The 26,483-nt window shown below is 61.9% G+C and carries 19 protein-coding genes and 1 tRNA gene; 12 read left to right on the top strand and 8 right to left on the bottom strand.

Annotated elements, in window-relative coordinates:
* Positions 1-2 precede the first annotated feature (2 nt).
* A complete protein-coding gene (locus tag QTJ18_RS11375) occupies positions 3-308 on the bottom strand; it encodes a DUF1883 domain-containing protein (RefSeq protein WP_252754743.1) in 306 nt (101 codons plus the stop codon).
* 549 nt (positions 309-857) lie between these two features.
* Here QTJ18_RS11375 and QTJ18_RS11380 point away from each other — a divergent pair.
* The 6 genes from QTJ18_RS11380 to treS all read left to right on the top strand — a co-directional run bounded on the left by QTJ18_RS11380 (position 858) and on the right by treS (position 8,330).
* Positions 858-1,250: a c-type cytochrome gene (locus QTJ18_RS11380; protein WP_252754744.1), complete on the top strand. Its 393-nt coding sequence runs from the start codon at positions 858-860 to the stop codon at positions 1,248-1,250.
* Between the two features lie 243 nt (positions 1,251-1,493).
* Positions 1,494-2,135: an outer membrane protein gene (locus QTJ18_RS11385; RefSeq protein WP_252754745.1), complete on the top strand. Its 642-nt coding sequence runs from the start codon at positions 1,494-1,496 to the stop codon at positions 2,133-2,135.
* 303 nt (positions 2,136-2,438) lie between these two features.
* On the top strand, positions 2,439-3,410 hold the full coding sequence (gene ftsZ / locus QTJ18_RS11390; protein WP_252754746.1) for a cell division protein FtsZ: 972 nt from the start codon (positions 2,439-2,441) through the stop codon (positions 3,408-3,410).
* A 115-nt stretch (positions 3,411-3,525) separates the two neighbouring features.
* On the top strand, positions 3,526-4,554 hold the full coding sequence (locus tag QTJ18_RS11395; RefSeq protein ID WP_252754747.1) for a metallophosphoesterase family protein: 1,029 nt from the start codon (positions 3,526-3,528) through the stop codon (positions 4,552-4,554).
* Positions 4,555-5,751: 1,197 nt separating this feature from the next.
* The gene (locus QTJ18_RS11400; RefSeq protein WP_252754748.1) at positions 5,752-6,099 is read left to right on the top strand and encodes a hypothetical protein; all 348 of its coding nucleotides are present in this window, start codon (positions 5,752-5,754) and stop codon (positions 6,097-6,099) included.
* Between the two features lie 167 nt (positions 6,100-6,266).
* Positions 6,267-8,330, top strand: a complete 2,064-nt coding sequence (gene treS, locus QTJ18_RS11405; RefSeq protein ID WP_252754749.1) for a maltose alpha-D-glucosyltransferase — start codon at positions 6,267-6,269, stop codon at positions 8,328-8,330.
* A gap of 263 nt (positions 8,331-8,593) precedes the next feature.
* Here the strand turns inward: treS and QTJ18_RS11410 are convergent, their stop codons facing one another.
* Positions 8,594-12,403 carry a vitamin B12-dependent ribonucleotide reductase gene (locus QTJ18_RS11410; RefSeq protein WP_252754750.1) on the bottom strand — a complete coding sequence of 1,270 codons (3,810 nt, stop codon included), beginning with the start codon at positions 12,401-12,403 and terminating at the stop codon, positions 8,594-8,596.
* Between the two features lie 673 nt (positions 12,404-13,076).
* Between QTJ18_RS11410 and QTJ18_RS11415 the strand changes: the two genes are divergently transcribed.
* On the top strand, positions 13,077-14,993 hold the full coding sequence (locus QTJ18_RS11415; protein ID WP_252754751.1) for a methyl-accepting chemotaxis protein: 1,917 nt from the start codon (positions 13,077-13,079) through the stop codon (positions 14,991-14,993).
* Between the two features lie 176 nt (positions 14,994-15,169).
* On the opposite strand, the gene gpt is transcribed toward QTJ18_RS11415, so the two are convergent.
* The 3 genes from gpt to QTJ18_RS11430 all read right to left on the bottom strand — a co-directional run bounded on the left by gpt (position 15,170) and on the right by QTJ18_RS11430 (position 17,579).
* A complete protein-coding gene (gene gpt, locus QTJ18_RS11420; RefSeq protein WP_252754752.1) occupies positions 15,170-15,667 on the bottom strand; it encodes a xanthine phosphoribosyltransferase in 498 nt (165 codons plus the stop codon).
* A 169-nt stretch (positions 15,668-15,836) separates the two neighbouring features.
* Entirely contained in the window at positions 15,837-16,679 is an 843-nt protein-coding gene (locus QTJ18_RS11425; protein ID WP_252754753.1) for a universal stress protein, read from the bottom strand.
* Between the two features lie 129 nt (positions 16,680-16,808).
* On the bottom strand, positions 16,809-17,579 hold the full coding sequence (locus tag QTJ18_RS11430; RefSeq protein WP_252754754.1) for a competence/damage-inducible protein A: 771 nt from the start codon (positions 17,577-17,579) through the stop codon (positions 16,809-16,811).
* 254 nt (positions 17,580-17,833) lie between these two features.
* Between QTJ18_RS11430 and wrbA the strand changes: the two genes are divergently transcribed.
* Positions 17,834-18,433 (top strand): NAD(P)H:quinone oxidoreductase, encoded by a 600-nt coding sequence (wrbA, locus tag QTJ18_RS11435; protein ID WP_252754755.1) that lies wholly within the window; start codon positions 17,834-17,836, stop codon positions 18,431-18,433.
* A gap of 188 nt (positions 18,434-18,621) precedes the next feature.
* Here the strand turns inward: wrbA and QTJ18_RS11440 are convergent, their stop codons facing one another.
* Both QTJ18_RS11440 and QTJ18_RS11445 read right to left on the bottom strand, forming a co-directional pair.
* Entirely contained in the window at positions 18,622-19,035 is a 414-nt protein-coding gene (locus QTJ18_RS11440; RefSeq protein ID WP_252754756.1) for a response regulator, read from the bottom strand.
* A gap of 171 nt (positions 19,036-19,206) precedes the next feature.
* Entirely contained in the window at positions 19,207-19,461 is a 255-nt protein-coding gene (locus QTJ18_RS11445) for a hypothetical protein (RefSeq protein ID WP_252754757.1), read from the bottom strand.
* Positions 19,462-19,683: 222 nt separating this feature from the next.
* Here QTJ18_RS11445 and QTJ18_RS11450 point away from each other — a divergent pair.
* Positions 19,684-19,768, top strand: a tRNA-Leu gene (locus QTJ18_RS11450).
* A 1-nt stretch (position 19,769) separates the two neighbouring features.
* Here QTJ18_RS11450 and QTJ18_RS11455 read toward each other — a convergent pair.
* Positions 19,770-21,224 (bottom strand): TrkH family potassium uptake protein, encoded by a 1,455-nt coding sequence (locus QTJ18_RS11455; protein ID WP_252754758.1) that lies wholly within the window; start codon positions 21,222-21,224, stop codon positions 19,770-19,772.
* 102 nt (positions 21,225-21,326) lie between these two features.
* Between QTJ18_RS11455 and ilvA the strand changes: the two genes are divergently transcribed.
* The 3 genes from ilvA (at position 21,327) to amt (ending at position 26,373) form a co-directional block, all read left to right on the top strand.
* Positions 21,327-22,577 carry a threonine ammonia-lyase gene (gene ilvA, locus QTJ18_RS11460; RefSeq protein ID WP_252754759.1) on the top strand — a complete coding sequence of 417 codons (1,251 nt, stop codon included), beginning with the start codon at positions 21,327-21,329 and terminating at the stop codon, positions 22,575-22,577.
* 119 nt (positions 22,578-22,696) lie between these two features.
* Positions 22,697-23,020 (top strand): HlyU family transcriptional regulator, encoded by a 324-nt coding sequence (locus tag QTJ18_RS11465; RefSeq protein ID WP_252754760.1) that lies wholly within the window; start codon positions 22,697-22,699, stop codon positions 23,018-23,020.
* Between the two features lie 134 nt (positions 23,021-23,154).
* Positions 23,155-26,373: an ammonium transporter gene (gene amt, locus QTJ18_RS11470; protein WP_252754761.1), complete on the top strand. Its 3,219-nt coding sequence runs from the start codon at positions 23,155-23,157 to the stop codon at positions 26,371-26,373.
* The last annotated feature ends 110 nt before the right edge of the window (positions 26,374-26,483 follow it).

The raw sequence follows: 26,483 nt of genomic DNA on the forward strand, positions 1-26,483 counted from the left end.
GGTCAGGAGGCGGCTTGCTGGCGGGCCGGCGCGGCGATCATCTTGACGGAGGAGTCCGCCAGGCCGTGATGGCCTTCGGCATCGACGATCAGGTGCCAGTGACCGCTTTCCGGGATGACGAACCTGACCGGCGATTTCTTGGCCACGCCTCCCAGGCATTTGAAATCGAGCTTCTCGGTAAAACGCTGGAAATTGGCAGGCGTCAGCAAACGGACATTGTTGACGGCCGACAGCGTCACCTCCACCGTGGTTCCGGCGCGCAACTGCTTGAGATCGTAATGGGTGAAGCGGAAAGGTTGAGGAGCCATAGAAACCTCCGATGAATGGCCGTTCAGACGATAGGCGAGGGCGCTGCACCGCCGCTGCCTTGCGCGATACCGATCCTGCCCACCGGCTCGATCGCCGGCGGCTGCAGGTGTGTTCGTGGCATGAGAGCGGGATGGCGAAGCATGGGAGCGGGCTTCGCTGCAAATCCTGCTCTCTCCCTTTGTCGTTTTATTCCTGATTCAGAGGCTCGACGGCGCAGGTCTGACATCATCATGATCGGACCCCGGCACATGTCGTCATCTGGGTGATACCCCAAATTAGACTTCGGAAGTTAAGGAAGGGTGGAACCAAAGCGGCATGTCTCCGTTGATTGACCAGCAACGGTGATCGGCCGATGCAAAGAATATGGACCAGGTTCCCCTGCCAACGGTCCGACAACGACAAGAATGACCTCCCGTCTTGACCCCCGCCGCGTCTCCCCTGCGCGAGCGGGGGCTTTCTTTTGCGACAAGTCCGCTGGGCGGAACAGTGGCAAAGCGCGCCACAGGAATTGCTGGCTTGCCGGGCACGTTCCGCTTAGCATTGCGGGCATGCCTCACCAGCCTTCTCCGCTTATCCTGCCCGGCCTCCTGCTGCTCATTCTGGCTATGCCGCTGCGCGCGATTGCAGGCGATGCCGGCAAGGGGGAGGCGAGCTTCAAGAGCGCCTGCGCCTCCTGTCACGCAATTGTGGACGAAGCCAATATCTTCGGTCCGCATCTGAAAGGCGTGGTGGGCCGCAGGGCGGCAAGCATTGCCGGCTATGCCTATTCGGATGCGATGCGCAGGGCCGGAGAGCAGGGCCTGGTCTGGGACGAGGCGGCGCTTTCGGCCTTTCTCTCCAGCCCGCAGAAACAGGTGCCGGGCACCAAGATGCGGTTCTTCGGCTTCTGGTTCCAGTCCTCCATTGACGATGTCATCGCCTACCTTAAGCGTAATCCCTAGACGTAGCGTCATGCTGTGCGATCGCTCTGCTCACGCCGGCGTGATCACTGTTTTTGCAGGAAGCTGGGGGGCGGCGCGCGCAGTTAAGGAAGTGTTTATGGATTCGTGAAAATGAATAGCGTCAGGCACGGGACGACGCCTGCGGTGAAGGGGCCAAGTGGGCCGCCGGTCGTCAGCCCTGGGAAAAGCCCGATGTTTCGCCTGCGCATCCGCCGCATGCAGGCTGTGTATGGAGTTAGTACAATGATCAAACAACCGCTTGCCCTGGCAATCTTTGCCACTGTCATGTCTTCTGCAACTTTCGGCGGTTCGGCCCTGGCGGCCGATCTCACCTCTTACGAGCCGGCGCCGAGCTATAACGAGCCCGTCAGCTCCGGCAGCAACTGGACCGGCGCCTATGTCGGTGCCCATGGCGGCGTCGCATCCCGCAAGTTCAACCTCTTTTCCGGCGGCAATGGTGGCGTGGTCGGCGTTCACGGCGGCTACAATGCCGATATCGGCGGCATGGTGATCGGCGGCGAAGGCGAAGTCAGCTATCTCGGCGATACCAAGGTCAAGGTGGATGGCGGCTCCCTGAAGGAACGCCACCGTCTGGCCGTCAAGGGCAAGGCCGGCGTTCCCCTGGATCAGACGCTGGTCTACGGCACCGGTGGCTTTGCCATGACGAATATGCGCGACAACGGCCGCGTAACCGGACCGGACGGCTGGAAGGCTGGCTACATTGTCGGTGCCGGCATGGAGCAGAAGCTGAACGACAAGATCTCCGCCAGCGTCGAATATAACTATACGAGCACGCCGAATGTGCGCAGCTCGGTGGCCGGCGTGACATCCGAGAAGGATGTGCACGATCATTCGGTCCGCCTCGGCCTGAACTACAAGTTCTAAGGCGTGCGGCAGGAGCCCGTGCCGCGTTTGCGCCATCGGGAAGGCCTCGCCGAAACGCGTTCCAGCCGTGCCTGCAAAGCCAGGCGCCAGGCGACAGGTCCAACCCCTACGGCTCCCCCGAACGATCCCGGGGGAGCCGTTTTTGATGGCAAAGAGCGGCAGGCGCCTCAATTTCGCCATCGACCGCTGGTGGCTGCCGGCTTCGCCTCGGCCCCGCCATGTTGCGTATGTTAGTCTTCTGCGCGATTCGCAAACCCTCGGACGGGTTGAAGGGCATCGCGATTTCGATCGAAGGAGAGTGGAATGATCGACGCCAAGAGCGGTATTTCTGCATTGCGGCCGCACATTACCGTCATCGGCGTCGGTGGCGGCGGCGGCAATGCCATCAACAACATGATCGCCGAGGAATTGGCGGGTGTTGAATTCATCGCCGCCAATACCGATGCGCAGGTCCTGGCAACCTCGCGCGCCGAGCGCCGAATTCAGCTGGGGGCGCATGTCACGGCGGGCCTCGGCGCCGGCTCGCATCCGGATGTGGGCCATGCCGCGGCGGAAGAATCGATCGATGAGATCATGAACGAGCTTGCCGGCTCGCATATGTGCTTCGTCACGGCCGGCATGGGCGGCGGCACCGGCACCGGCGCCGCGCCGGTCATAGCGCGTGCGGCCCGCTCGGCCGGTATCCTCACCGTCGGCGTCGTGACCAAGCCCTTTTCCTTCGAGGGCAACCGGCGCATGCGCATGGCAGAGGCCGGCATTGAAGCATTGCGTGAAGCGGCCGATACCGTGATCGTCATTCCGAACCAGAACCTGTTTCGCATTGCCGATGCCAAGACGACCTTCTCCGACGCCTTCATGACGGCCGACCGCGTCTTGTTTGCCGGCGTCGGCTGCATCACCGATCTCATCGTCAAGGAAGGCCTCATCAATCTGGATTTCGCCGATGTGAAATCCGTCATGCGCGGCATGGGTCGTGCCATGATGGGCACCGGCGAGGCCGAAGGCCAGAACCGCGCCATGCGCGCCGCCGAAGCGGCGATCGCCAATCCGCTGCTCGACGATATCTCGGTGCATGGCGCCCGCGGTGTGCTGATCTCGATTTCCGGCGGTTCCGACATGACGCTCTTCGAAGTGGATGAAGCCGCCAGCCGCATCCGCGACGAGGTGCAGGATGAGGCCGACATCGTCGTCGGTGCCATCTTCGACCGCAATCTCGACGGCCGCTTCCGCGTCTCTGTCGTGGCAACCGGTCTCGAAGGACGTCACGCGGCGTAAGCCTTCCGGCAGATGTGCGGCCGGTAAGAAGGTGGCTGCAGGAGAAGCATGCCCTTCACGATCCTGTCATTGCGAGAACCTAGCTTTCCGGGAGCATTTGAACCCGGAGAGTATTATGAAGATTACCCGTTCCGAATTTTTAAGCGGTCTATTTGCGAGCGCCGTGGCGCTGCCCTCCGCCGCTCTGGCTGAGGACGCTGCGGCTTATGGCGATGAGTTCAGAAGCGAAGTTCCCACCGGCGCCTTTCCCTGGACCATGGCGCCCGACCTGACCGACCGACCCCTCGGCTTCACCATTGTGGGGGACAATACGGCCTTCGGTCGTCCCGGCGTCTTCGATCGCGCCATGGTGCAGGTGAGCTGGCTGAAGCCGGATTTTGTCTTGTCCGTTGGGGATATCATTGAAGGATATCATGAGGATCAGGCCGTCATCGATGCGCAGTGGAACGAGGCCGAACGGTCGATCGCCAAGCTTGGCTGCCCCTTCTTCTGCTGCTGTGGCAATCACGATGTGAACAATGAGGCGACGGCGCGCGCCTGGCGGGATCGGCGCGGACCGACCTATTACAGCTTTACCTACAAGAAGGCGCTGTTTCTCGTTCTCAATACGGAAGATCCGTTTATCCGGATCCCGGACAAGACCATCGCGCCCTATTACGACATGGTCGATCTGATGAAGAAGGACCCGCAAAAGGCGATGCGGGACATGGCTGGCTTCATCGCTTTGCCGGAAATCGCGGCGGCGAAGGATTCGGGCAATGTCGTCAATATCAGCGACCGCCAGGTCGCCTGGGTGGACGAGACCCTGAAGCGGCACCCCGATCCGGCCTGGACCTTCGTGGTTCTCCACAAGCCGGCCTGGAAGACGAAGGACAAGCAGTTTGCCCGGATCCAGTCCATGCTTGCCGGCAAGAAGCATACGGTGATCGCGGGCCATCCGCATTACTTCACGCATGAGATCATTGACGGCCATGACTATATCAACATGGCCACCTGCGGCGGTATCCGGCAGCGCCCGGGGCCAGGCAATATCGACCATGTCATCAATGTCACCATGACCGCGAACGGCCCCTCTTACGTGAACCTGCGCCTCAATGGCCTGCTGGATCTGGATGGTGAAAGTGGTCAGACGCTCGCCTATTGAGAGCCATAGGCAAAGCGCTTGCGGCCGCATTTGGCGGCCGCGCTGGACAGTCGCACCGCACGTCTTCCGACTGCCCTGAGGCGGACCGGGCGGGCGAGGCGGGGCTGGACTGGACTGGACTGGACTGGTTAAGCCGCTTCCGCGTCTCTGTCGTGGCAACCGGTCTCGAAGGACGTCACGCGGCGTAATCGCTGTCGGTGGTGTGCGGCACCGGATGCCGTGCATCCCCATTCTTCCTGTCTCGCCGGAGAAATCCCCGTTGCCTCCGTTCCCGTGCGCGCTGACGCCGTCGGATCAGCGCACAGCGTCCATGCCTGCTCTCTTCACAAAAAGATGCGCATCCACGGAAACTAACCGTCATTTCTTGCAGTGGATGCCCCGGTCGGGCTGACCTATCGTCTTTGCGGGATCGAGTGAACGGCTTGGTCCCGGGCTCGTAACCCCTCTCATGACGACTGATGTCCGCGATACGAGACATCCTCCTAGCTATGCTTGTTGTGGCTGGGAGATCACCTGTGCCAAATGGGTTCTCCAACCATCTATGGCTGGGGAGGCCCCGACGTATGTCCAAGGTGCGCACACCTAAAGGTCGGGGCGGTCGTTCATGAGCGATTTACGAACTCCCCGGTCGCCAGGGGCGCTTGCGCCTCCTGGTGCGCCGTCCTCCGTTCAGCTTGAACCCTGGGGCAAGACGGCATGCAGCATGCAGGGTTACGATTTCCGGCAGATCTAACGTCCTGTCTCGCCGGAGAAATACCCGTTGCCTCCATTCCCGTGCGCGCTGACGCCGTCGGATCAGCGCACAGCGTCCATGCCTGCTCTCTTCACAAAAAGATGCGCATCCACGGAAACTAACCGTCATTTCTTGCAGTGGATGCCCCGACCGGGCTGACCTATCGTCTTTGCGGGATCGAGTGAACGGCTTGGTCCCGGGGCTCGTAACCCCTTCAATATCGGCTGGTGCCCGCGGCACCCTCTCGGCCATTTCAGTTGTGGCTGGGAGATCACCTGTGCCAAATAGGTTCTCCAACCATCTATGGCTGGGGAGGCCCCGACGTATGTCCAAGGTGCGCGCACCTAAAGGTCGGGGCGGTCGTATGTTGACGATTTACGAACTCCCCGGTCGCCAGGGGCGCTTGCGCCTCCTGGTGCGCCGTCCTCCGTTCAGCTTGAACCTGGGGCAAGACGGCAGGCGGCATGCAGGATTATAATTTCTGGGCGGATCTCCTCGCCACCTTTCGGGCTTCGCCGGATGCCATCAAGGCCTTGTGGCTCGTCGTGCCGCCGGCATTCGTGCTGGGCGTGATCGGACTTGCCATGCGGGGCGGGCGGGATCGCCGAAAGGGCCAGGCCGGCCCCCCTGCCGCTATGGCCGCGCCCTATGTCCCGCGCCACCGCAAAGACAGGCTTGTCGAGGCCGAGGCATTCGTGACGCCGTTGAGCGTGGATGCCGGGTGCAAAGCTTTGACCGCGGAGCGGAGGCAGGACCTGCCCCGTCTGCCCGGTCCCGTCACGCCATCGCAAGATCCTTCACCGCAACCATGAGGCAGGCGCCCGGCGTTGCCGAACACCATTCGATGAGGCTGTCGACCGGCAGGCGACGGCTCGGTGCCCGATGCAATCCTGCGGCTAGCCGGTTCCCTTTCGGGAAGTTCGGCCTAGATCGTATGTCTGGGACGGGACGGTCCGTCGCGATGAAGTTGGGAACCTGAATGCCAGTCACACGTGAGACCATAGAAGAACTTGTCGCCGCTTCCATGCTCGAACAAGCGAGGCGGATGGCCGAGACCTATGGCGGGCAGGGCCGCCTGTGGCAGCGCCCCTATGCCGAGCCGCGCCCCCGGTCGGCCTCGGCGATCGCCTCGGTCTGGTTCACCGCCTATCCGCCGTCGCTTCTGACCAAGCCCGGCGAATCGGTCCTGAAGACGCTCGGAGATCCTCACCTCTGGTCCGCATTGTCCTCCATCGGCGTGCGCGGCATCCATGTCGGGCCCACCAAGCGTGCGGGCGGGCTGAAGGACGGCGCCTTTACGCCGACCATTGACGGCAATTTCGACCGGATCAGCTTCGAGATCGATCCTGCCTTCGGCACGACAGAGGAATTCGTCGCGATCAGCCGTATGGCCGCCGCTCACAATGCCATCGTGATCGACGATGTCATTCCCTCTCATACGGGCAAGGGCGCGGATTTCCGTCTGGCAGAGATGCGCCACTCCTCCTATCCCGGCCTCTATCACATGGTGGAGATACCCGAGGAAGAATGGCCGCACCTTCCCGAAGTGCCCGATGGAAGGGACGCGGCAAATCTCAGCCCGGACGCCGTCGACTATTTCAAGGATCGCGGCTTCATCGTCGGCCATCTGCAACGCGTCATCTTCTTCGAGCCCGGCGTGAAGGAAACCGATTGGAGCGCCACTTCGCCCGTGGAAGGCGTTGACGGCAAGACACGCCGCTGGATCTACCTCCACTATTTCAAGGAAGGGCAGCCGAGCCTCAACTGGCTTGATCCATCCTTTGCAGCGCAGCAGATGATCATCGGCGACGCACTTCACTCGATCGATCATCTGGGTGCGCGCGGACTTCGGCTCGACGCGAACGGCTTCCTCGGGGTCGAGCGCCGAACGGAAGGAGCCGCCTGGTCCGAAAGCCACCCGCTGTCCATGACAGGCAATGCGCTTCTGGCCGGCATGATTCGAAAGGCTGGCGGCTTTTCCTTCCAGGAGCTCAACCTGACGGTCGACGATATTGCGGCGATGTCCAAGGGTGGCGCGGATCTTTCCTATGACTTCATCACCCGCCCGGCCTACCATCATGCTCTTTTGACCGGCGATGTGGAATTCCTGCGCCTGATGCTGCGCACCGCCCATGACCTCGGCATCGATCCTGCCTCGCTCATTCATGCGCTTCAGAATCACGACGAACTGACGACGGAACTGGTGCATTTCTGGACGCTGCATGCAGACGACATCTATACCTTCGCAGGACAGAGCTGGCAGGGCCGCACACTGCGAATGCATCTGCGAGACGTGATCCGCGAGCGCCTCTCCGGAACCAGCGCTCCCTATAATCTCCCCTTCGTCACCAATGGTATCGCCTGCACGACGGCAAGCGTCATCGCGGCTGCCCTGGGAATTGACGATCTCGAGACGATCAACGACGAGACGGTGAAGCTGATCCGCAAGATCCATCTCCTGCTGGTCATGTACAACGCCTTCCAGCCCGGCATTTTCGCGCTTTCGGGCTGGGATCTCGTCGGGGCTCTGCCGGTCAGGCCGGAGGAGGTGAAGCACCTGATGGGAGATGGCGATACGCGTTGGATCGAGCGCGGCGCCTATGACCTGACGGGGCAGTCGAACGAAGCGCAGTCGGCCGAAGGCGTTCCGCGCGCCCGCGCCTTATACGGATCCATCTGCGATCAGCTTGAACAGCCCGATTCCTTCGCCAGTCAGCTGAAGCGGCTTCTGGCTGTCCGCGACGCCTATGGCATTGCCGCAGCCAGACAGACCCTGATCCCCGATACGGCGGCGCCGGGCCTGCTCGTCATGGTTCATGAATTGCCCGATGGTCGCGGGACGCAGGTGACGGCGCTCAACTTCAGCAGCGTGCCGGTGGAAGAGGTCGTGCTTCTGCCGCATGTCGCGGCCGGACCGGTGGTCGACATGATCGCCGAGACGATCAAGGGCGACCTGCAGGAAGATGGTGCGCTTTCCCTGAGGCTCGATCCTTACGAGGGGCTCTCGCTTCGGATCGTCGGAGCCTTGCCTTCCATGCCGTGATGGTCAAGCCTTGAAATTCGGGCGGTGATGAGCAAGCCCTGAGGGTCAAACCCGGACGGTCAGGCCCTGACGCTCAGGACATCACCTGACAGGCGGCGCTGGGGTCGCCTTCGGCGCTTGCCCTCAAGCAGATCGAAGCTCCAGGCGCCCTTTGGCACCTGGAGCTTGCGGCTGGGGCGCAGCCTTGAGATCGAATATCCGCAGGCGTGGCGCGCTGTCCGATCCGGTTGCGCGCCACAGCCGTTTTTCACCTCTGCGCCTGCTCAGCTGCAGCCGCTCGTGGCGCCGCAGGTGTCGCACTTCTCGCAGGTGCCGTTGCGCACCATGGTGAAGTTCTGGCACTCGGTGCACATATTGCCGGTATAGCCCTGCGCGATCGAGCGCATGCGGCGTTCGGCCTCCACCTTCTTCGCGTCGGCCTTGGCGGATGCGGCGTCGGCGGCGGCCTGGTCGGAGAAGAGACCGGTCGTCACTTCGTCGGCCAGCACTTCTTCGGCCACTTCCTCGGCCAGTTCGCGTGCGCGCTCCTCATAATCCCGCTTGAACGAGACCACTTCGGAAGAGGAAACGGCAAGAGCCGGTTCCAGCTTGCGCGCGGCAGAGCCGGAAAAGGCCGTCACATTGCTGCTGCCACCGCTGGCCAGCGCGGCCTTGGCCGGAGCAGCGGATGCAGAGCCGCGCGGCTCCCCGGCAGCGGCGCCACCGGCCACCAGCGTCGGCCGGTAGCCACGCGTCAGCCCCTTGGAGACGATGTCCGCCTTGCCCTCCGATACCCCACGGCCCAGCGCCGTCGAGGAGAAGTCCGATGTATCGACATGCGCCAGATCGTGGCGGCTGAGATAGGAGACGGCCAGTTCGCGGAACACGTAATCGAGGATCGACGTCGCGTTCTTGATCGCATCATTGCCCGTCACGATGCCTGCCGGCTCGAACTTGGTGAAGGTGAAGGCATCGACATATTCTTCCAGCGGCACGCCATATTGCAGGCCGAGCGAGACGGAGATGGCGAAGTTGTTGATGAAGGCGCGCAGAGCCGAGCCTTCCTTGTTCATGTCGAGGAAGATCTCGCCAAGACGGCCATCGTCATATTCGCCGGTGCGCAGGAAGATGGTATGGCCGCCGATCTTCGCCTTCTGGGTATAGCCCTTGCGGCGCGACGGTAGCTTTTCCTGGCTGCGGACGAGGCGTTCGACCACGCGCTCGACGATCTTCTCGGTTACCTGCACGGCCTGCGCCGCCGCCGGTGCCTGGAGCAGCTCTTCCAGGGCATCCTCGTCCTCCTCGTCCTCGATCAGGGAGGCATTCAGAGGCTGGGACAGTTTCGAGCCGTCGCGATAGAGGGCATTGGCCTTCAGTGCCAGCTTCCAGGACAGCATGTAGGCTGCACCGCAATCTTCGACGGTCGCCTCGTTCGGCATGTTGATCGTCTTGGAGATCGCGCCTGAAATGAAGGGCTGGGCCGCCGCCATCATGCGGATATGGCTTTCCACCGACAGGTAGCGCTTGCCGATCTTGCCGCAGGGATTGGCGCAATCGAAGACGGGCAGATGCTCGTTTTTCAGGAAGGGCGCGCCCTCCAGCGTCATCGCGCCGCAGACATGGATATTCGCCGCTTCGATGTCCTTGCGGGAAAAGCCCATATGCTCCAGCAGGTTGAAGCTCATATCGGAGAGCTGGGCATCGGAGACCTTCAGCACGTCCTTCAGGAAGTCAGCGCCCAGCGTCCACTGGTTGAAGACGAACTTGATGTCGAAGGCGGCCTTCAGCGCGCCGTTGACGGCCTCGATCTTCTCGTCGGTGAAGCCCTTGGCGCGCAGCGTCGAGGGGTTGACGCCAGGCGCCTGGTTGAGATTGCCATGGCCGACGGCATAGGCTTCGATCTCGGCAATCTGGCTTTCGCTATAGCCGAGCGACCGCAGCGCTTCCGGCACGGCGCCGTTGATGATCTTGAAATAGCCGCCACCGGCCAGCTTCTTGAACTTCACCAAGGCGAAATCCGGCTCGATACCGGTGGTGTCGCAATCCATCACCAGACCGATCGTGCCGGTCGGTGCAATGACGGTCGTCTGAGCATTGCGGTAACCGTGCTTTTCGCCCAGTTCCAGCGCCTTGTCCCAGGCCGCCTTGGCATGCGCCACGAGGTCCTGATCCGGATTTTCCGCATGCACCAGCGGTACGGGGTTGACGGAGAGGGCCTCATAGCCCGTCGCCTCGCCATAGGCCGCGCGGCGGTGGTTGCGGATGACCCGCAGCATGTTCTCGCGGTTCGGCCCAAAGCCCGGGAAGGGGCCGAGTTCCGAGGCGATCTCCGCCGAGGTCGCATAGGCGACGCCGGTCATGATCGCCGTCAGCGAACCGGCAATGGCGCGGCCTTCGGCAGAGTCGTAGGGAATGCCGGAGGACATCAGCAGGCCGCCGATATTGGCATAGCCGAGGCCGAGCGTGCGGTATTCGTAGGACAGTTCGGCAATCCGGCGCGAGGGGAACTGCGCCATCATGACGGACACTTCCAGAACCACCGTCCACAGCCGCACAGCATGCTCGTAATCGGCAATATCGATCCGCTTCGTCGCCGCATCCTTGAACTGCAACAGGTTCAAGGAGGCCAGGTTGCAGGCCGTGTCATCCAGGAACATGTATTCCGAGCAGGGATTGGAGGCGCGGATCGGGCCGGCCGCCGGGCAGGTGTGCCAGTCGTTCATGGTTGTGTTGAAGTGCAGGCCCGGATCGGCAGAGGCCCAGGCGGCATAGGAGATCTTCTCCCACAGATCGCGCGCCTTCAGCGTCTTCATCACGCGGCCGTCCTTGCGGGCGGTCAGGCTCCAGTCGCCGTCCTTTTCCACGGCGCGCAGGAAGTCGTCCTTCAGCGAGACCGAATTGTTCGAATTCTGGCCCGACACGGTGAGATAGGCTTCCGAATCCCAATCCGTATCATAGGTCTTGAATTCCAGATCCTTGTAGCCCTGGCGAGCGAACTGGATGACGCGCTTGACATAGTTTTCCGGAACCTGGTCCTTCTTGGCCGCGCGGATTTCCCGCTTCAGCGCCGGGTTCTTGGCCGGATCGAAGCAATCGTCGCCATCGCCTTCGCAGTTGACGCAGGCCTTCATGATGGCCTTCAGATGCTGGGAGACGATCTTGGAGCCGGTGACGAGGGCCGCGACCTTCTGCTCTTCCTTGACCTTCCAGTCGATATAATCCTCGATATCCGGATGGTCGATATCGACCACCACCATCTTGGCGGCGCGGCGCGTCGTGCCGCCGGACTTGATGGCGCCCGCCGCGCGGTCGCCGATCTTCAGGAAGCTCATCAGGCCGGACGAACGGCCGCCGCCCGACAGCTTTTCGCCTTCGCCGCGCAGATAGGAGAAGTTGGATCCGGTGCCGGAGCCGTATTTGAACAGGCGCGCCTCACGAACCCAAAGGTCCATGATGCCGCCCTCGTTGACGAGATCGTCCTCGACGGACTGAATGAAGCAGGCATGCGGCTGCGGATGCTCATAGGCCGACTTGGACTTGGTCAGCTTGCCCGTGAAGGGATCCATGTAGAAATGGCCCTGGCCGGGACCGTCAATGCCATAGGCCCAGTGCAAGCCGGTGTTGAACCATTGCGGGGAATTGGGAGCAACCCGCTGCGTCGCCAGCATATAGGCCAGCTCGTCGCGGAAGGCGGATGCATCTTCCTCGGAGGAGAAATAGCCGCCCTTCCAGCCCCAATAGGTCCAGGTGCCGGCCAGCCGGTCGAAGACCTGCCGCGCATCGGTTTCCGATCCGTAGCGCTCCGCCTCCGGCAGATCCCGCAGTGCCTTCTCATCGGCAACCGAACGCCACAGGAAGGAGGGAACGTCATTCTCCTCGACGCGCTTCAAAACCTTCGGAACACCGGCCTTGCGGAAATATTTCTGGGCCAGGACATCGGTCGCGACCTGCGAGAACTGCGAGGGCACATCGATATCGGCCAGGCGGAAGACGATGGAGCCATCCGGATTGCGGATCTCGCTGGTGGCCTTGCGGAACTTAATCTCCGCATAGGCGCCTGCGCCGGGTTTTGTGAAGCGACGTTCAATGCGCATGTCTCTCGTCCTCGTTGCCGCGCTCCGCTGGGCGCGAAATGTCCTCTCGGTCGCAATGGCGCAATGCCACCGGCAACCGTTCCGTCTTCAGCTCGAATGGTAAATCATCCGCAGATGGTTTAGCCTATATATTGCGTGTATGGTGGTCGCCAATACTAAATATAGCGTAAATAATCGATTTCCACCATTCCTTTTTCATCGCGGCACAGCCAAGCGAACGGCGCAGTTCTCCACCGGGCGCTTTGTGAGAAATCGCCACGTTTCAGGCCTGCAGGAAACAGGATTACGCTTGTTGGAACCGGCCTCGTCATGCCCGGTCCAGTCGCCGCCGCAACATGAACAGCAATCTCGTCCGCCCGCATAGATTCGTCAAGGCGTAGCTCGCAATGGATTTTTAACCACAAGATATTGTGGCTCGCAGCTGTGGAAAACGGGGAGAAACGAATCGCTGAGGAAAGTCAATGCCTTGGCCGCGGCAGCTCATTCGCGGTGAAGGATTGGCCTTTCAGGCTCACGCTCCGGAAGGCCTGCAAATGCGGGCTTTGCCGCAGTGCGGCACACCGGAAAAATTTTTAACGTTCGAAAATTATAATTGACTGACAGAAAAGACGGTGGCGCGCCTTCGAGCCCCGGCCTTTCCGCATTCTTGTCCGTCCGAGCCAGGGGTTCACTGATGAAAATCCGTCACCTAAGCATATTGAAAAAGATCAGCCTTGTCGTCGTGCTGATGGGCGCCGCCTCTGCCGCGATTGCGGCCGTGGGCGCCAATGGCCTGTTCTCGCTGGGATCTGCCTTGAAGGATACCGGCGCCCGCGAGGAGGTTGCCCGCGAGGCCATGGATCTGCGCATCGACGTCATCGCCATTTCCAGAATGACCTACCAATTGGCGTTTGCGCCGGAAAAGGCGGCCGATTTCGCCGCCGAGACGGAGAAGCGGGCCAAGGAAATGCTGGAGCGCCTGCCCAAGATCGCCGCCACTGCCGATCAGGAGGAGCAGAAGCAGCTTTCGGATATCCGCACCAGCCTGAACGCCTATTTCGATACGATTCGCAGCATGGTGAAGATCGCCGGAACCGATGCCGGCAAGGATCCCAAGGCCATGGCAGCCGCTCTTGATGCAGCGCTCGAGGGTCAGAAGACCGTTACCGCCGCCATCAAGGTCTACAGCACCTATTCGGCCAAGACCCTCTCCCAGTCCCGCACTTTCGCGCTGGACAAGTCGAGCACCACGGTTCTCATCCTGGCTGTGACGGCACTCATCTGCATTGCGGCAGGGGTGGCGCTCAGCCTCATCATCGCACGGCGCGAGATTGCCAGACCCATCCGCCGCATGACGCTCGTCATGAGCGCCATGGCCAAGGGTGATTCGTCGAACGCCGTCACCGATACCGATCGCAAGGACGAAATCGGTGAAATGGCCCGGGCGCTGGAAATCTTCCGCGCCAATGAAATCCACATGCGCGAACTGGAACAGCAGGAAGCGGCACTCAACCGTCAGAGCAAGGACCTGCAGGTCTCCATCAGCGATATGGTGGCCGCGGCCGCATCCGGCGATTTCAGCCGCCGGATCACCAAGAGCTATGAGGATGAGGATCTGGCGCGCTTCGCCACCGGGGTCAACGAACTGGTGGAGAACGTGGATCGCGGCATTACCGAAGTCCGCCGCGTGATCGCAGCGCTGGCCGAGCAGGATCTGACCCAAGATATGAACGGCCAGTTCCAGGGCGCCTTTGCCGAGCTGCAGCAGAATGTCAACGCGACCATGGCGACCCTGCGCGGCACCATGGCGAATGTCCGCACGGCTGCCGGAACCATTTCCGACAATTCCGGCGAACTCTCCTCGGCGGCCGACCAGCTGTCGCGTCGGACCGAGCAACAGGCCGCCGCGCTTGAGGAGACGGCTGCCGCGCTGGAAGAGATCACCACGACCGTGCGAATGTCGACCGATCGCGCCAATGAGGCGACGAAGCTGGTGGGCGATACCAAGGTCAGCGCCAGCCGGTCCGGTGGCATCGTGCGCGATGCGATCGACGCCATGGGCCGCATCGAGCAATCCTCGCAGAAGATCAGCCAGATCATCTCCGTCATCGACGAAATTGCCTTCCAGACCAATCTTCTGGCGCTGAATGCCGGCGTCGAGGCGGCGCGGGCCGGCGAGGCGGGCCGCGGCTTCGCCGTCGTTGCCCAGGAAGTGCGCGAACTGGCCCAGCGGTCCGCCAATGCCGCCAAGGAAATCAAGACGCTGATCAATACGTCGGCGGATGAGGTGAAGGGCGGCGTATCGCTGGTTCTCTCCACCGGCGAGGCGCTGAAGGAGATCGAGAACTTCGTCAACCGCGTCAACGAACAGGTCGTCATGATCGCGCGGGCCGCGTCGGAACAGTCGGCGGCGCTGGGCGAAATCAACACTTCGGTCAACCACATGGACCAGATGACCCAGCAGAATGCCGCCATGGTGGAAGAGACGACGGCCGCAAGCCAGGTTCTCGCATCCGAAAGCCGGCAGCTCAGCGAGACGCTGGCCCATTTCCGCCTCGATGGCGGCGCCAGTGCCAGCGCGACTGCAAATTCCTATCGCACGGCAGCCTGAGATCCGGTCCATCCGGACCGACAAGACGTCGGGATGAAGGTCTGAAAAAGATGTTCGGGAAAGACCTATAAAAAGACCCGGGGGCACGCCAGCGTGTCCCCGGACGTGTTTGGCCCGCAGTCCACGCCCGTCGAAACGGCAGGATCGGGGGCCGGGCTCTCAGCCGCTTTCGGCGATCAGCCCTTTGGTCCCTTGGCGATCGGCTCCTGATAGGTAAAGCCCATATCCCAAGGGAAATAGATCCAGGTATCCTGCGACACTTCGGTGATGAAGGTATCGATCGTCGGCACACCCTTCGGCTTAGCGTAGACGCAGGCGAAATGCGCCTTCGGCATCAGGCTGCGAACCTCCGAAGCGGTCTTGCCGGTATCCGTCAGATCGTCGATGACGAGAATGCCTTCGCCCTCATTCGTCATCAGTTCCGGGGCGATTCCCTTCAACAGGTTGAATTCGCCCTGGTTGACATAGTCATGATAGGAGGCGACGCAGACGGTATCGATCAGCCGGATATTGAGTTCGCGCGAGATGATCGCCGCCGGAACCAGACCGCCGCGGGTAATGCAGACAATCGCGCGGAAATCCTGCGGCAGGCCGGCAAGCCGCCAGGCAAGCGCGCGGGCATCGCGGTGGAACTGATCCCAGGATACGGGAAAGGCTTTTTCGGGTAATGACATCGATGGCTCCAGGCGCGCAGTGTTCGAGAGTGGAGGGCGCGCCGGCCTTGCGGTGCAGCCCGCGGGATACGCACGTGTCGCGCATCCCGTTGGCCGTTGCTATTAGCGGCAGATGATCAGATATGGCAAGCACAAGCGTGATATTGGCTAACGCTTATGCAAGCGGCAATCAGCGCGACAGAAGCGTCACCGCCGTCATGCTTTCCAGCACGCTGCGGGTAACGCCGCCGAACAGGAATTCCCACCAGCGCGAACTGCCATAGCCGCCCATCACCAGAAGGTCGACGCCATCTTCCGTGAGCCTGTTCTCGATCGCGGCCGCTGTCGGGATCTGGCAGTTCTCTTCGGTGCGCAAGGCGACATTGACGCCGTGCCGGGCCAGAGCGGAGGCAAGGTCGGCGCCGGCCAGATCCGGAGACTGGCCCGCCATGTCGGGCGGGTCGACCGAGAAGATCTCGACGCTCTCGGCATCCTTCAACAAAGGCAGGGCATCGAAGGCGGCGCGCGCCGCTTCCTTCGATCCGTTCCAGGCGATCAGCGCTCGACGGATCGGCTGCGCTTCCATCAGCACGTGCGGCACGAGAAGAAGCGGCCGTCCGGTCTCGATCAGCAGGGCCTCGAGATCCGCCGCCGGCTCGCCCCCCTGGCGCTCATCCGCCTGATAGGCGAGGATCAGGTCGCTGGTGCGGGCAACCGACAGCGCCAGATCGCAATGATAGCCGGAGGTGGAAATCGCATTGCGCCATTCATAGGACAGGCCCTCGGCATCCATCCGCTTGCGGAAGATCGCCTCGATCGCCCGCGTCTCTTCCTGCGCTGCCTTCTGCAGGACTTCGATGGCCGTCGGATCCGGAATTTCCATTGGTGCGATCAACGGCACCGTCGCGACCGCTTCGACATGCAGTCCGATGACATGTGCCGAAAACTGCCGCGCCAATGCGACGGCGAAATCGCTGATCGGCGCGGCATGATGCTGATTGTCGAGAATGGCGACGATCGTCCGGTAGCCCATTGTGGTGCCTCCTGATAAAGATCTCGGTAGATGATGATCCACCATCCTCATCAAGACATGGGGTTGCATTGAGGTGGGTCAAGGCGGCCCGAAATCATCCGCCGTGATCACCGATGTCCCCTGGCGGCGTCAGGCTTCCGGGCCGGGGCGGGTCACCGAACGGGCTTTGTCCATATTGGTGATCATCGCGGCAATGGCTTCGCTGGCGGCTTCCAGCGCCTCGGCCGTCCGCGCCCGCACGACGAGTTCGGTGGAGAAACGCTGCCCGTCATATTTGGGATAGGAGCCGATGCTCGTCTCCGGATGCGCCTGCTGGATGGCAGCGAGCGCAGTGCCGATATCGCCTTCGCCATAGGGGCAGGCAAGCGCACGCGTCAGCATGGGGCTGCCGGTTTTCAGGTCCGGCAGGATATTGTCGACCATGGCCTGGAAGACCTGCGGGACGCCGGCCATGACATAGACATTCTCGACGATGAAGCCCGGTGCCGTGGACACGGGATTGGCGATGTGGCGGGCGCCGCGCGGCATGCGGGCCATGCGCTGCCGCGCCTCCGTGAAGTCCATGCCGCGTCCGGCATACATGGCGCTCAAGAGCTGCATCGCCTGCGGATCATGCTCGCAGGGCAGGCCGAACGCCGCCGATACGGCATCGGCGGTAATGTCGTCATGCGTCGGCCCGATGCCGCCCGAGGTAAACACATAGGTGTAGCGTGCGCGAAGGGCATTCAGCGCATCGACAATGGCGTGCTGATCATCGGCGACGATGCGCACCTCCTTCAGATCAATGCCCGCCAAAAGCAGCACATCGGCCAGATGGCCGATATTCTTGTCTTTCGTCCGGCCGGACAGAAGTTCGTCGCCAATCGCCAGCATGGCAGCCGTGACAATCTCGGTGGGCATGGGAATTCCCTCTTGAACTCAAAAATCGACAAGACTGCTTATGCCAAAAAAGCAGAGAAGAGACGAGCGGTTCTTGACGCGGCATTGCCGGGCAATTGCGCGGCGATTGTCAAGGCTTTGTGACCGTGGCGGCCGGATCGTTCGCGTTTTGCAAACAGTCCGTCCGCAAGCCATGGTCTGGCAAGTCGGGGAAACTCGGATAAATTACAGCGGACGCGGGCGGATTTCTGCCCCGGACATCAACGGAGAGAAATATGGCGAAGGTTCTGGTTCTTTATCATTCCACCTATGGTCACATCGAAACCATGGCCTATGCCGTGGCGGAAGGTGCCAAATCCGAAGGCGCGGACGTGACCGTGATGCGCGTGCCGGAACTGGTTCCGGAAGAGGTGGCCAAGGCCTCGCATTACAAGATGGATCAGCCGGCTCCGATCGCCAAGGTCGATGATCTTGTCGACTATGATGCCATCATCGTCGGCGCCGGCACGCGATTCGGCACCATGGCTTCGCAGATGCGCAATTTTTGGGATCAGACGGGCGGCCTGTGGTTCCAGGGCAAGCTGGTCGGCAAGGTCGGCTCCGCTTTCACCTCGACCGCGACCCAGCATGGCGGCCAGGAATCGACCATATTGAGCTTCATCCCGACATTCCTGCACCAGGGCATGGTGGTGGCAGGCCTGCCCTACACATTCCAGGGCCAGATGGGCACGGAAGAAGTCAAGGGCGGCTCGCCCTATGGCGCTTCGACGATCACCAATGGCGACGGATCGCGTCAGCCTTCCGCCGTTGAACTGGAAGGCGCGCGCTTCCAGGGCGCCCATGTCGCGAAACTTGCTGCTAAACTGGCTGGCTGAGCGGATGTGACGGATTTGCGGGCGCCGTGCTTTCCGGCCGGCGCTCGCAGGCGCTCATCCAGCCGTCAAGATCGGGCCGGCGCGGACGAGGGCACGGAACCCCGGACCATGACGCCCTGCGCCGTCAAGCCCGGAACTGAAGCCGAAGGATTTGAGGCGCCTCGCCCCAAGCGTTCAAGCAGGCAGGCTCAGAGAGTGGGCGCAAGCGGCTGGAAAAGGCGCATGCGCGCCGGCGGATGCCGCTTGCGGCCGCTCTTCCAGTCGACGACGAAATCGATCACATCGGCCGCCGCCTGCTGCGTGAGCGGCTTTGGAATCACGCCAAGCGCGCCGGCATCGCGGCCTTCCACCAGCATCGGATTGCCGGTGACGAAGACGACCAGCACGCCGCGATCCACCAGCATGCGGGCAAGCCGCGGACCCGTTTCGCCGTCGGCGAGCCGCACGTCGACAAAGGCGATGTCGCTTTCTTTCGCATAATTCAGCGCAACCGTCATGTCCGGTGCAATGCCGATCACCTCGTGGCCGGCACGCGCCACCGCTTCCTCTAGATCCATGGCGATGAGGAGGCTGTCCTCAACGATTAGAAACCGGTACTTCACGATCATCCCTCTGCTTTTTTGCGCAAAATAGGTCTTTCTCCGCAGACGGCAAGGACTCCGGTCCCGAGCGCTCCACGCCACAGGCCTTCGGCGTGACGGCAAACATGCCGCCGCCCGTCATTTGCCTGCCGCGCCGGCGCAAGCGCGCGCCCGTCCAGCCGAGGCAGGTCCCTAGAAATTCACGATCGGGCGCCATGTGCGTTCGATCAGCTTCAGGCTGCGGTCCGGCTGAAGCACATAGGTTTCCTGCGCCACGCGGCCTTCGGAATAGAATTGATGCGTCAGAAGGCTGCCCACCGGCGATTTGGTGAGCTTGGTGCGCGGCTGGCCGCCATAGGTGATGCTGCCGGGGATGGGCTCCACGGTTCCTGTCGTGCAGGCGGTCAGCAACAGGATGCTGAGGAGGGACGCGATGCGCTTTTTCATGGTCGGATCCTGATCCGTTTGGCTTGCGTTGTAAACGGTATGGCGGGCTCGGAGTTCCTTTGGGTGCACCTGGTTGCACCCGCGGATGCGGCGCGATGAGGGTGATCTCCGCCGCCGGGGAGGGCGGTGGCTTTAGCATGCCGGAGCCGCTCCGAGCGAACGATTCTTTCTCATCCTGCCCTTGCATTTTTCGCGCAACCCGCTGAATAAAGCACCTCGATTGCGGACGTGGCGAAACTGGTAGACGCAAGGGACTTAAAATCCCTCGCCTTCGGGTATACGGGTTCGACCCCCGTCGTCCGCACCAATCAGCGCCGCCAGAAGAGCGGCGACATCAGCACCAGAACGGTCAGAACCTCGAGGCGTCCCAGAAGCATCAGCAGCGAGAGCAGGTAAAGCGCCGGCTCCGACAGGGTCGAGAAATTTCCGACCGGACCGATAATGCTGCCGAGGCCCGGCCCGACATTCGACAGGCAGGTGATAGAGGCGGAGATCGACGTGAGAAAATCGTATCCCAGAAGCGACATGCACAGGCTTCCGAAGGCCCAGAGCAGGATATAGAGGCTGACGAACATGAAGATGCCGCGCAGCACTTCCGGATCGACTGTCGCATTGCCGTAGCGCACCGGATAGATGGCATTCGGATAGATCAGCTTCTTGATGCCCGCCCGGATGACATTGAAGATCACCACGAAGCGATAGGCCTTGATGCCGCCGGCGGTCGAGCCGGAGCACCCGCCGATGAAGGTCACGATGAAGGCCAGCGTGATCGCGAAAGGCCCCCAGAGCGTGTAATCCTCGCTGGCATAACCCGTGGTGGAAAGCAGGGACGAGATATTGAAGAAGGCATGCGCCATGGCCACCGGGATCTCCACCCCATTGCGCAGGTGATTGTAGAGGCCGGCCATCAGTGAAAATACGGTGAGATAGCCAAGGAAGAAGGCGACCTGCGGATCACGAAGACTGTCCAGCCTGCGCCGCACCGCAAACAGGATCAGGATCGAGAAGGGCAGGCTGCAGAGGGTCATGAAAATCGTGGCGATCCACATCAGCGGAAGGCTGTTGAAATAGCCGAACGAGGCGTCATGGGTGGAAAAGCCGCCGGTCGCGACTGTCGCCATGGCATGGTTGAGCGCGTCGAAATGGCTCATTCCGGCAAGATCGAAAGCCACCGTGCAGGCAATGGTGATGCCGACATAGACAGCCATGAAGGCGCGGGTAAAGCTTGCCAGCTTGGCGAAGGGCTTGTCGTTGGTGTCGGAGGATTCCAGCTTGAAGAAGGACATGCCGCCCACCCGCAGGAAGGGCAGCACGAACAGGCCGAGCGCGACGATGCCGATACCGCCAAGCCAGTGCAGCAGCGAGCGCCACAGAAGGATTCCCGGCGGCATGTTGTCCAGTCCCGTGATCACGGTCGATCCGGTGGTGGTGATGGCGGAGATCGATTCGAACAGCGACTGCGCGAAGCTCAGGCCGATCGGCGAGACATAGAAGGGAAAGGCACCGATGATCGAGAACACCGCCCATAGCAGGTTGACGATGAAAAAGCCGAAACGCTTGTTGAAGACCGGAGGCGTGCCGCGCGTCGCCATGGCGGCTGCCAGCGACAGACCGCCGACCAGTACGCCGGAGATCACGAAGATCGTCCAGTCGCGATTGCCATAATAGAGATCGGCGAGCGCCGGCACGAACATCGCCGCTGCAAGGTAAAGGCCGCACAGGCCGGCCACATAGATCGAAGAGCGGAAGAGGTTCGCGTTCAAAAGCGTGAGTCCCGAATTGTTGGCTGCGGAAAGAAGCTTTTGTCTCTCACGATCAGCTATGGCATAGCGGGCCGCGGATGGAAATTCAACGGATGGACGAAGATGACGAGCAAGGCTGTGGATGAGGCGATGCAGGCGATGCGGGAGATCTTTCCCGAAACGCCGCTCCAATTGAACGAGCATCTCAGCCGCCGCTTCAATGCCGACATCTGGCTCAAGCGCGAAGATCTCTCGCCCGTGCGCTCCTACAAGATCCGCGGCGCGTTCAATTTCTTCCGCAAGGCGCTGCAGCACGGCGACCGGACCCGCATCTTCGTCTGCGCCTCGGCCGGCAACCATGCACAGGGCTTCGCTTTCGTATGCCGCCATTTCCAGGTGCATGGCGTCGTCTTCATGCCGGTCACGACACCGCAGCAGAAGATCGACAAGACGCGCATGTTCGGCGGCGAGTTCATCCGCATCCGTCTGGTGGGCGATATTTTCGACCAGTGCTACGCTGCCGCGCGCGCCCATGTCGAAGAGATCGAGGGCGTGATGGTTCCGCCCTTCGATCATGCCGATATCATCGAAGGCCAGGCAACGGTAGCAGCCGAGATCCGGCAGCAGCTGCCCGAAGGCACGCGTCCCGATCTCGTGGTCATGCCGGTGGGCGGCGGCGGACTTGCATCGGGCCTTACCGGCTATCTCGGCGATGAGCTTCACGAGGAGGCTTTCCTCATGGTGGAGCCCGAGGGTGCGCCGAGCCTCAAAGAGAGCCTGAAGGCCGGCCATCCGGTCACGCTGGCAAAGGTCGACAATTTCGTCGATGGCGCGGCCGTCGCCCGCATCGGCGACATGAACTTTGCCGCCCTGCAGCGATTTTCCGAAGCGCAGGTGATGGCGGTGCCGGAAAACGCCATCTGCGTCACGATGATCGACATGCTGAACATCGAAGGTGTCGTGCTGGAGCCGGCCGGCGCCCTGTCGCTGACGGCGCTTGCAGCGCTCGATCCCGATCAGCTGCGCGGCAAGACGGTCGTGGCGATCGTATCCGGCGGCAATTTCGACTTCGAACGTCTGCCGGATGTAAAGGAACGCGCCATGCGGCATGCCGGGCTGAAGAAATACTTCATTCTGCGCCTCGCCCAGCGGCCCGGCGCGCTGCGCGATTTCCTCAATCTTCTCGGACCGGACGATGACATTGCCCGCTTCGAATATCTGAAGAAATCGGCGCGCAATTTCGGCTCCATCCTGATCGGCATCGAGACCCGCGATCCGGAGAATTTCGCCGATCTTCTGGGCCGCTTCGATGCGGCCGGCCTCGGCTACCAGGACATTACCGACAACGAGATCCTCGCCAACCTCATCATCTGACCGGGCCGCACTTTGCTGCAGCCGGGTTTTGACCCTAAGCTATCGCAAGATATCGACCCTCGTCCGGATGCCCTATATACGGATGACACATTGATTGTTTCTTGAAAGGCGAACGCAGCATGACATCTCTCTTCTCAAAGATCCGGTCTGCCTTTTCCGGCGGCGGCCAGAGCAGCGCGCAACCGGCTGCGAAAGCCGAGCCTCAGGAACATGCCGGCTGCCTGATCTATGCCGAACCCGTGCGGGAGGGCTCGCAGCTTCGCCTGGCCGGCCGTATCGTCAAGCAGGTTGAAGGGCAGGAACTGGTGCGCAATTTCGTTCGCGCCGACATGTTCACCTCCATGGAAGATGCGCTGGACTGCACCTTCCGCAAGGGCCGTCAGATCATCGACCAGAACGGTGCGTCCCTGTTTGCCGATGGCGTTGAGAGCCGCTCCGCCTGACGTTCGGCGAGCTCGACGGCAAGTCATGGAAAGGCTTGCGCCTTTTGGCCTCGGCCTTGCGATGATCACCTTGTATTAAAGCCTCTCGGTTAGACTCGAACGATATTCGCCGATGAATATTGCCGGGTGTATTGATGAAGCTTTGCTCCAGACGTTTTCCTGCCTTTGCGACCGCCTGGAGCATTGTGATCATCGCGGCGGATGGCGCGCTTGCAGCACAGACGACACCCGTCGATCCGCGCCTCTCGATCGATCTTACCTGGCTGATGGCCGCCTCCGGCCTCGTCATGATGATGCAGGTGGGCTTTCTGCTGCTGGAAGCCGGCATGGTCCGGTCCAAGAATTCCATCAATGTCGCACAGAAGAACCTTCTGGACTTCGTCTTCGGCGTGGTGGCCTTTGCGGCCATCGGCTTCATGCTGGCCTTCGGCAAGTCGCAAGGCCTGCCCTTCGGCTGGGACGGCGACTTCTACTTCCTGCGCAACCTCGATCCCTGGCAGGCCGGCTTCTTCGTATTCCAGGTGATGTTTTGCGGAACGGCCGCCACCATCGTATCGGGTGCGGTGGCCGAGCGCATGCGGCTTTCGGCCTATGTCTTCGGCTCGGTCTTCCTGTCGGCTTTGATCTATCCGATCTTTGCGCACTGGACATGGGGCGCGGCACTTGGCGGCGAAAATTCCGCCTTCCTGGCCGACTGGGGATTCGTGGATTTCGCCGGATCGACGGTGGTGCATGCCACCGGCGGCTGGGTCGCTCTGGCGGCCTGCATGGTCATCGGCCCGCGGCTCGATCGTTTCGACGCGGATGGAAGTCCCATCCGCATTGCCGGTCACAATCCCGTTCTGTCCACCACCGGGGCCTTCCTGCTGTTCATCGGCTGGATCGGCTTCAACGGGGGATCGACCCTGCATGCCGGCGCGCAGATCGCGCCGATCATTTTGAATACCGTGCTTGCCGGCGGCATGGGCGCCTGTGTCGGCTATATCATCGGCTTTTATCAGGATGGGGTGATCCTGCCGGAAAAATCGAATGGCGGCATGCTGGGTGGCCTTGTGGCGGTCACGGCCGGATGCCATCTGCTGGAGCCGGGCGGCGCGCTGCTCATCGGCGCTGCGGGCGGTGCCGTGGCGCTGTTCGGCAATGCCTTTGTCGAGCGGCGCCTGAAGGTGGATGACGCCGTCGGCGCCATCGGCATCCACGCCTTTGCAGGCGTGGTCGGCACGCTCGGCCTCGCGCTGCTGGCGCCGGTGGAAAACCTGCCGGCCGGCAGCCGCATCGACCAGCTTTACATCCAGACCCTGGGGGCGGGGATCAATTTCTACTGGGCGTTCGGACTGGGCTTTGCCTTTTTCTGGATCTGTGACCGGACAATCAGGCTGCGCGTCACGGCCAAGGCGGAAGAGGACGGGCTGAACGCCGCAGAACATGCGACGCCCATGGGCATAGGTCATGTCGAGGATGCCATTTCCGATCTTCTGGCGGGCCAGGCCGATCTCACCAAGCGCCTGACGCCGGTGCGCGGTGATGAATCCGAACGGCTCACGCGGCTTTTCAACCGGCTGATGGATTCGATCGAGCAGGACGAGCGGGGCCGCGGAGCCCTGCTGGAAATGCAGCGCGACCAGGAGGAGGCGGAGCGCGTTGCCGCCTTTGCCAATACGACCTTCGAAGCCATTCTCATTCATGTCGACGGCGTCCTCGTCGACGGCAACCGTCAGCTCGAGGCGCTGGTCGGCTCGCCGCTATCCGATCTGGCCGGCCGCCACCTGTCGGAACTGCTCGAAACGCAAGCCGGGGTCGAGCTGAAGGCGCTGACGGAGCTGAACGACGACAGCGCCCATGAACTGACGCTGATCTGCAGCAATGGCGAGCGGGTGCCGGTTCAGGTCAAGGGCCGCGACATCGTCTATCGCGGCCGCAAGGCAAGGATCGGCTGTATCGTCGATCTGCGCGAGAGAAAGGAGGCGGAGCATCGGATCCGCTTCCTGGCCTTGCATGATCCGCTTACGGCGCTTCCCAACCGGACCCTGTTCACCGAACGGCTGGAGAGCCTCGTGCACTGGTCCGACCGTGGCGCGCGATGCGGCGTCGTGCTGGTGGATATCGATCATTTCAAGGACATCAACGATGTACACGGTCACCAGGCGGGCGATACGGTCATCCGCGAACTGGCGCAGCGTTTGCGAAAGCTGGTGACGCCGACGGATGTCGTCGCGCGTCTCGGCGGCGACGAATTCGCCGTGATCCTGACAAAGGCGGCTTTCGGCAATCAGCTGGAGGATTTTGCTCATCGCCTGCTGCGGGCCATGCGCGAGCCGATCGTCGTGGGGCAGGGCGAGAAGGTTCATGTCACGGTCAGTATTGGCAGCGCGCTCTGCCCCGACCATGCCGGCCATGTCGACAGCCTTGTCGGTTGTGCCGATATCGCGCTCTACCGCGCCAAGGAGAATGGCCGGAACACGGCCTGCATCTACAAGCACGGCATGAATGAGCTGATCGAGAAGCGGCGAGCGCTGGAGGCGGATCTGGATCTCGGGCTGGAGCGGCGGGAATTCGAGCTCTATTTGCAGCCGCGCATCGAGACGGCCACCGCGACGATCAGCGGCTATGAGGCGCTCTTGCGCTGGCGTCATCCGGAAAAGGGGCTGATCCCGCCCTCCGATTTCATTCCCGTGGCCGAAGCCTCCGGCCAGATCATCGCGCTTGGCCGCTGGGTGGTTCTGGAAGCCTGTCGCATCCTTCCCTCCCTCGGCGGCCTGCGCATCAGCATCAATGTCAGCCCGTTGCAGTTCCGCCATTCGGATTTCCTGTCCAATATGGTGGAGACGCTGCGCATCACGAAAGCGCCGGCGCATCTGATCGAGCTGGAAATCACCGAAAGCATGCTCATCGACAATGACAAGCGGGCGGTGCAGACTTTGAAGGACTTGAAACAGCTCGGCTTTTCCATCGCGCTTGACGATTTCGGCACCGGCTATTCCTCGCTCAGCTATCTCTCGCGCTATCCCTTCGATTCCATCAAGATCGACCGCAGCTTCGTGTCCTTTGTCGATGATTCGGAAAAGGCGCAGGCCATCGTCCAGACGATCATCAATCTCGGCACGAGTCTTGGCATGAAGATCGTCGCGGAAGGGGTGGAGCGGATCGAGGAAGCGGAATTCCTGTGCGCCGCCGGCTGCGACGAGTTGCAGGGCTTTCTCTTGGGCCGTCCGGTGCCGCTCGACCAGCGGCTGACGCAGATCGATCCCGGCCTGGTTCCTGCCAGAGGGGGTGAGGCGGGTCTGGCGCACCGCCCGCTGGATAGAGCCGCCATTGCCAATGATCGCGAACGGCGGCTCGCCTTCCAGGCCTGAAGGCGGGATCCCGGCGTCTCGGAAGAGGTGCCCCCCGGACGAGGCGCCCCCTATCAGGCGCCCCCCGGATGAGGCGCCCCCGATGAGGCGCCTTAGATCAGGTTTGTGGG

The organism is Rhizobium sp. SSA_523 (genome assembly GCF_030435705.1).
In the GTDB taxonomy this organism is placed as follows: domain Bacteria; phylum Pseudomonadota; class Alphaproteobacteria; order Rhizobiales; family Rhizobiaceae; genus Neorhizobium.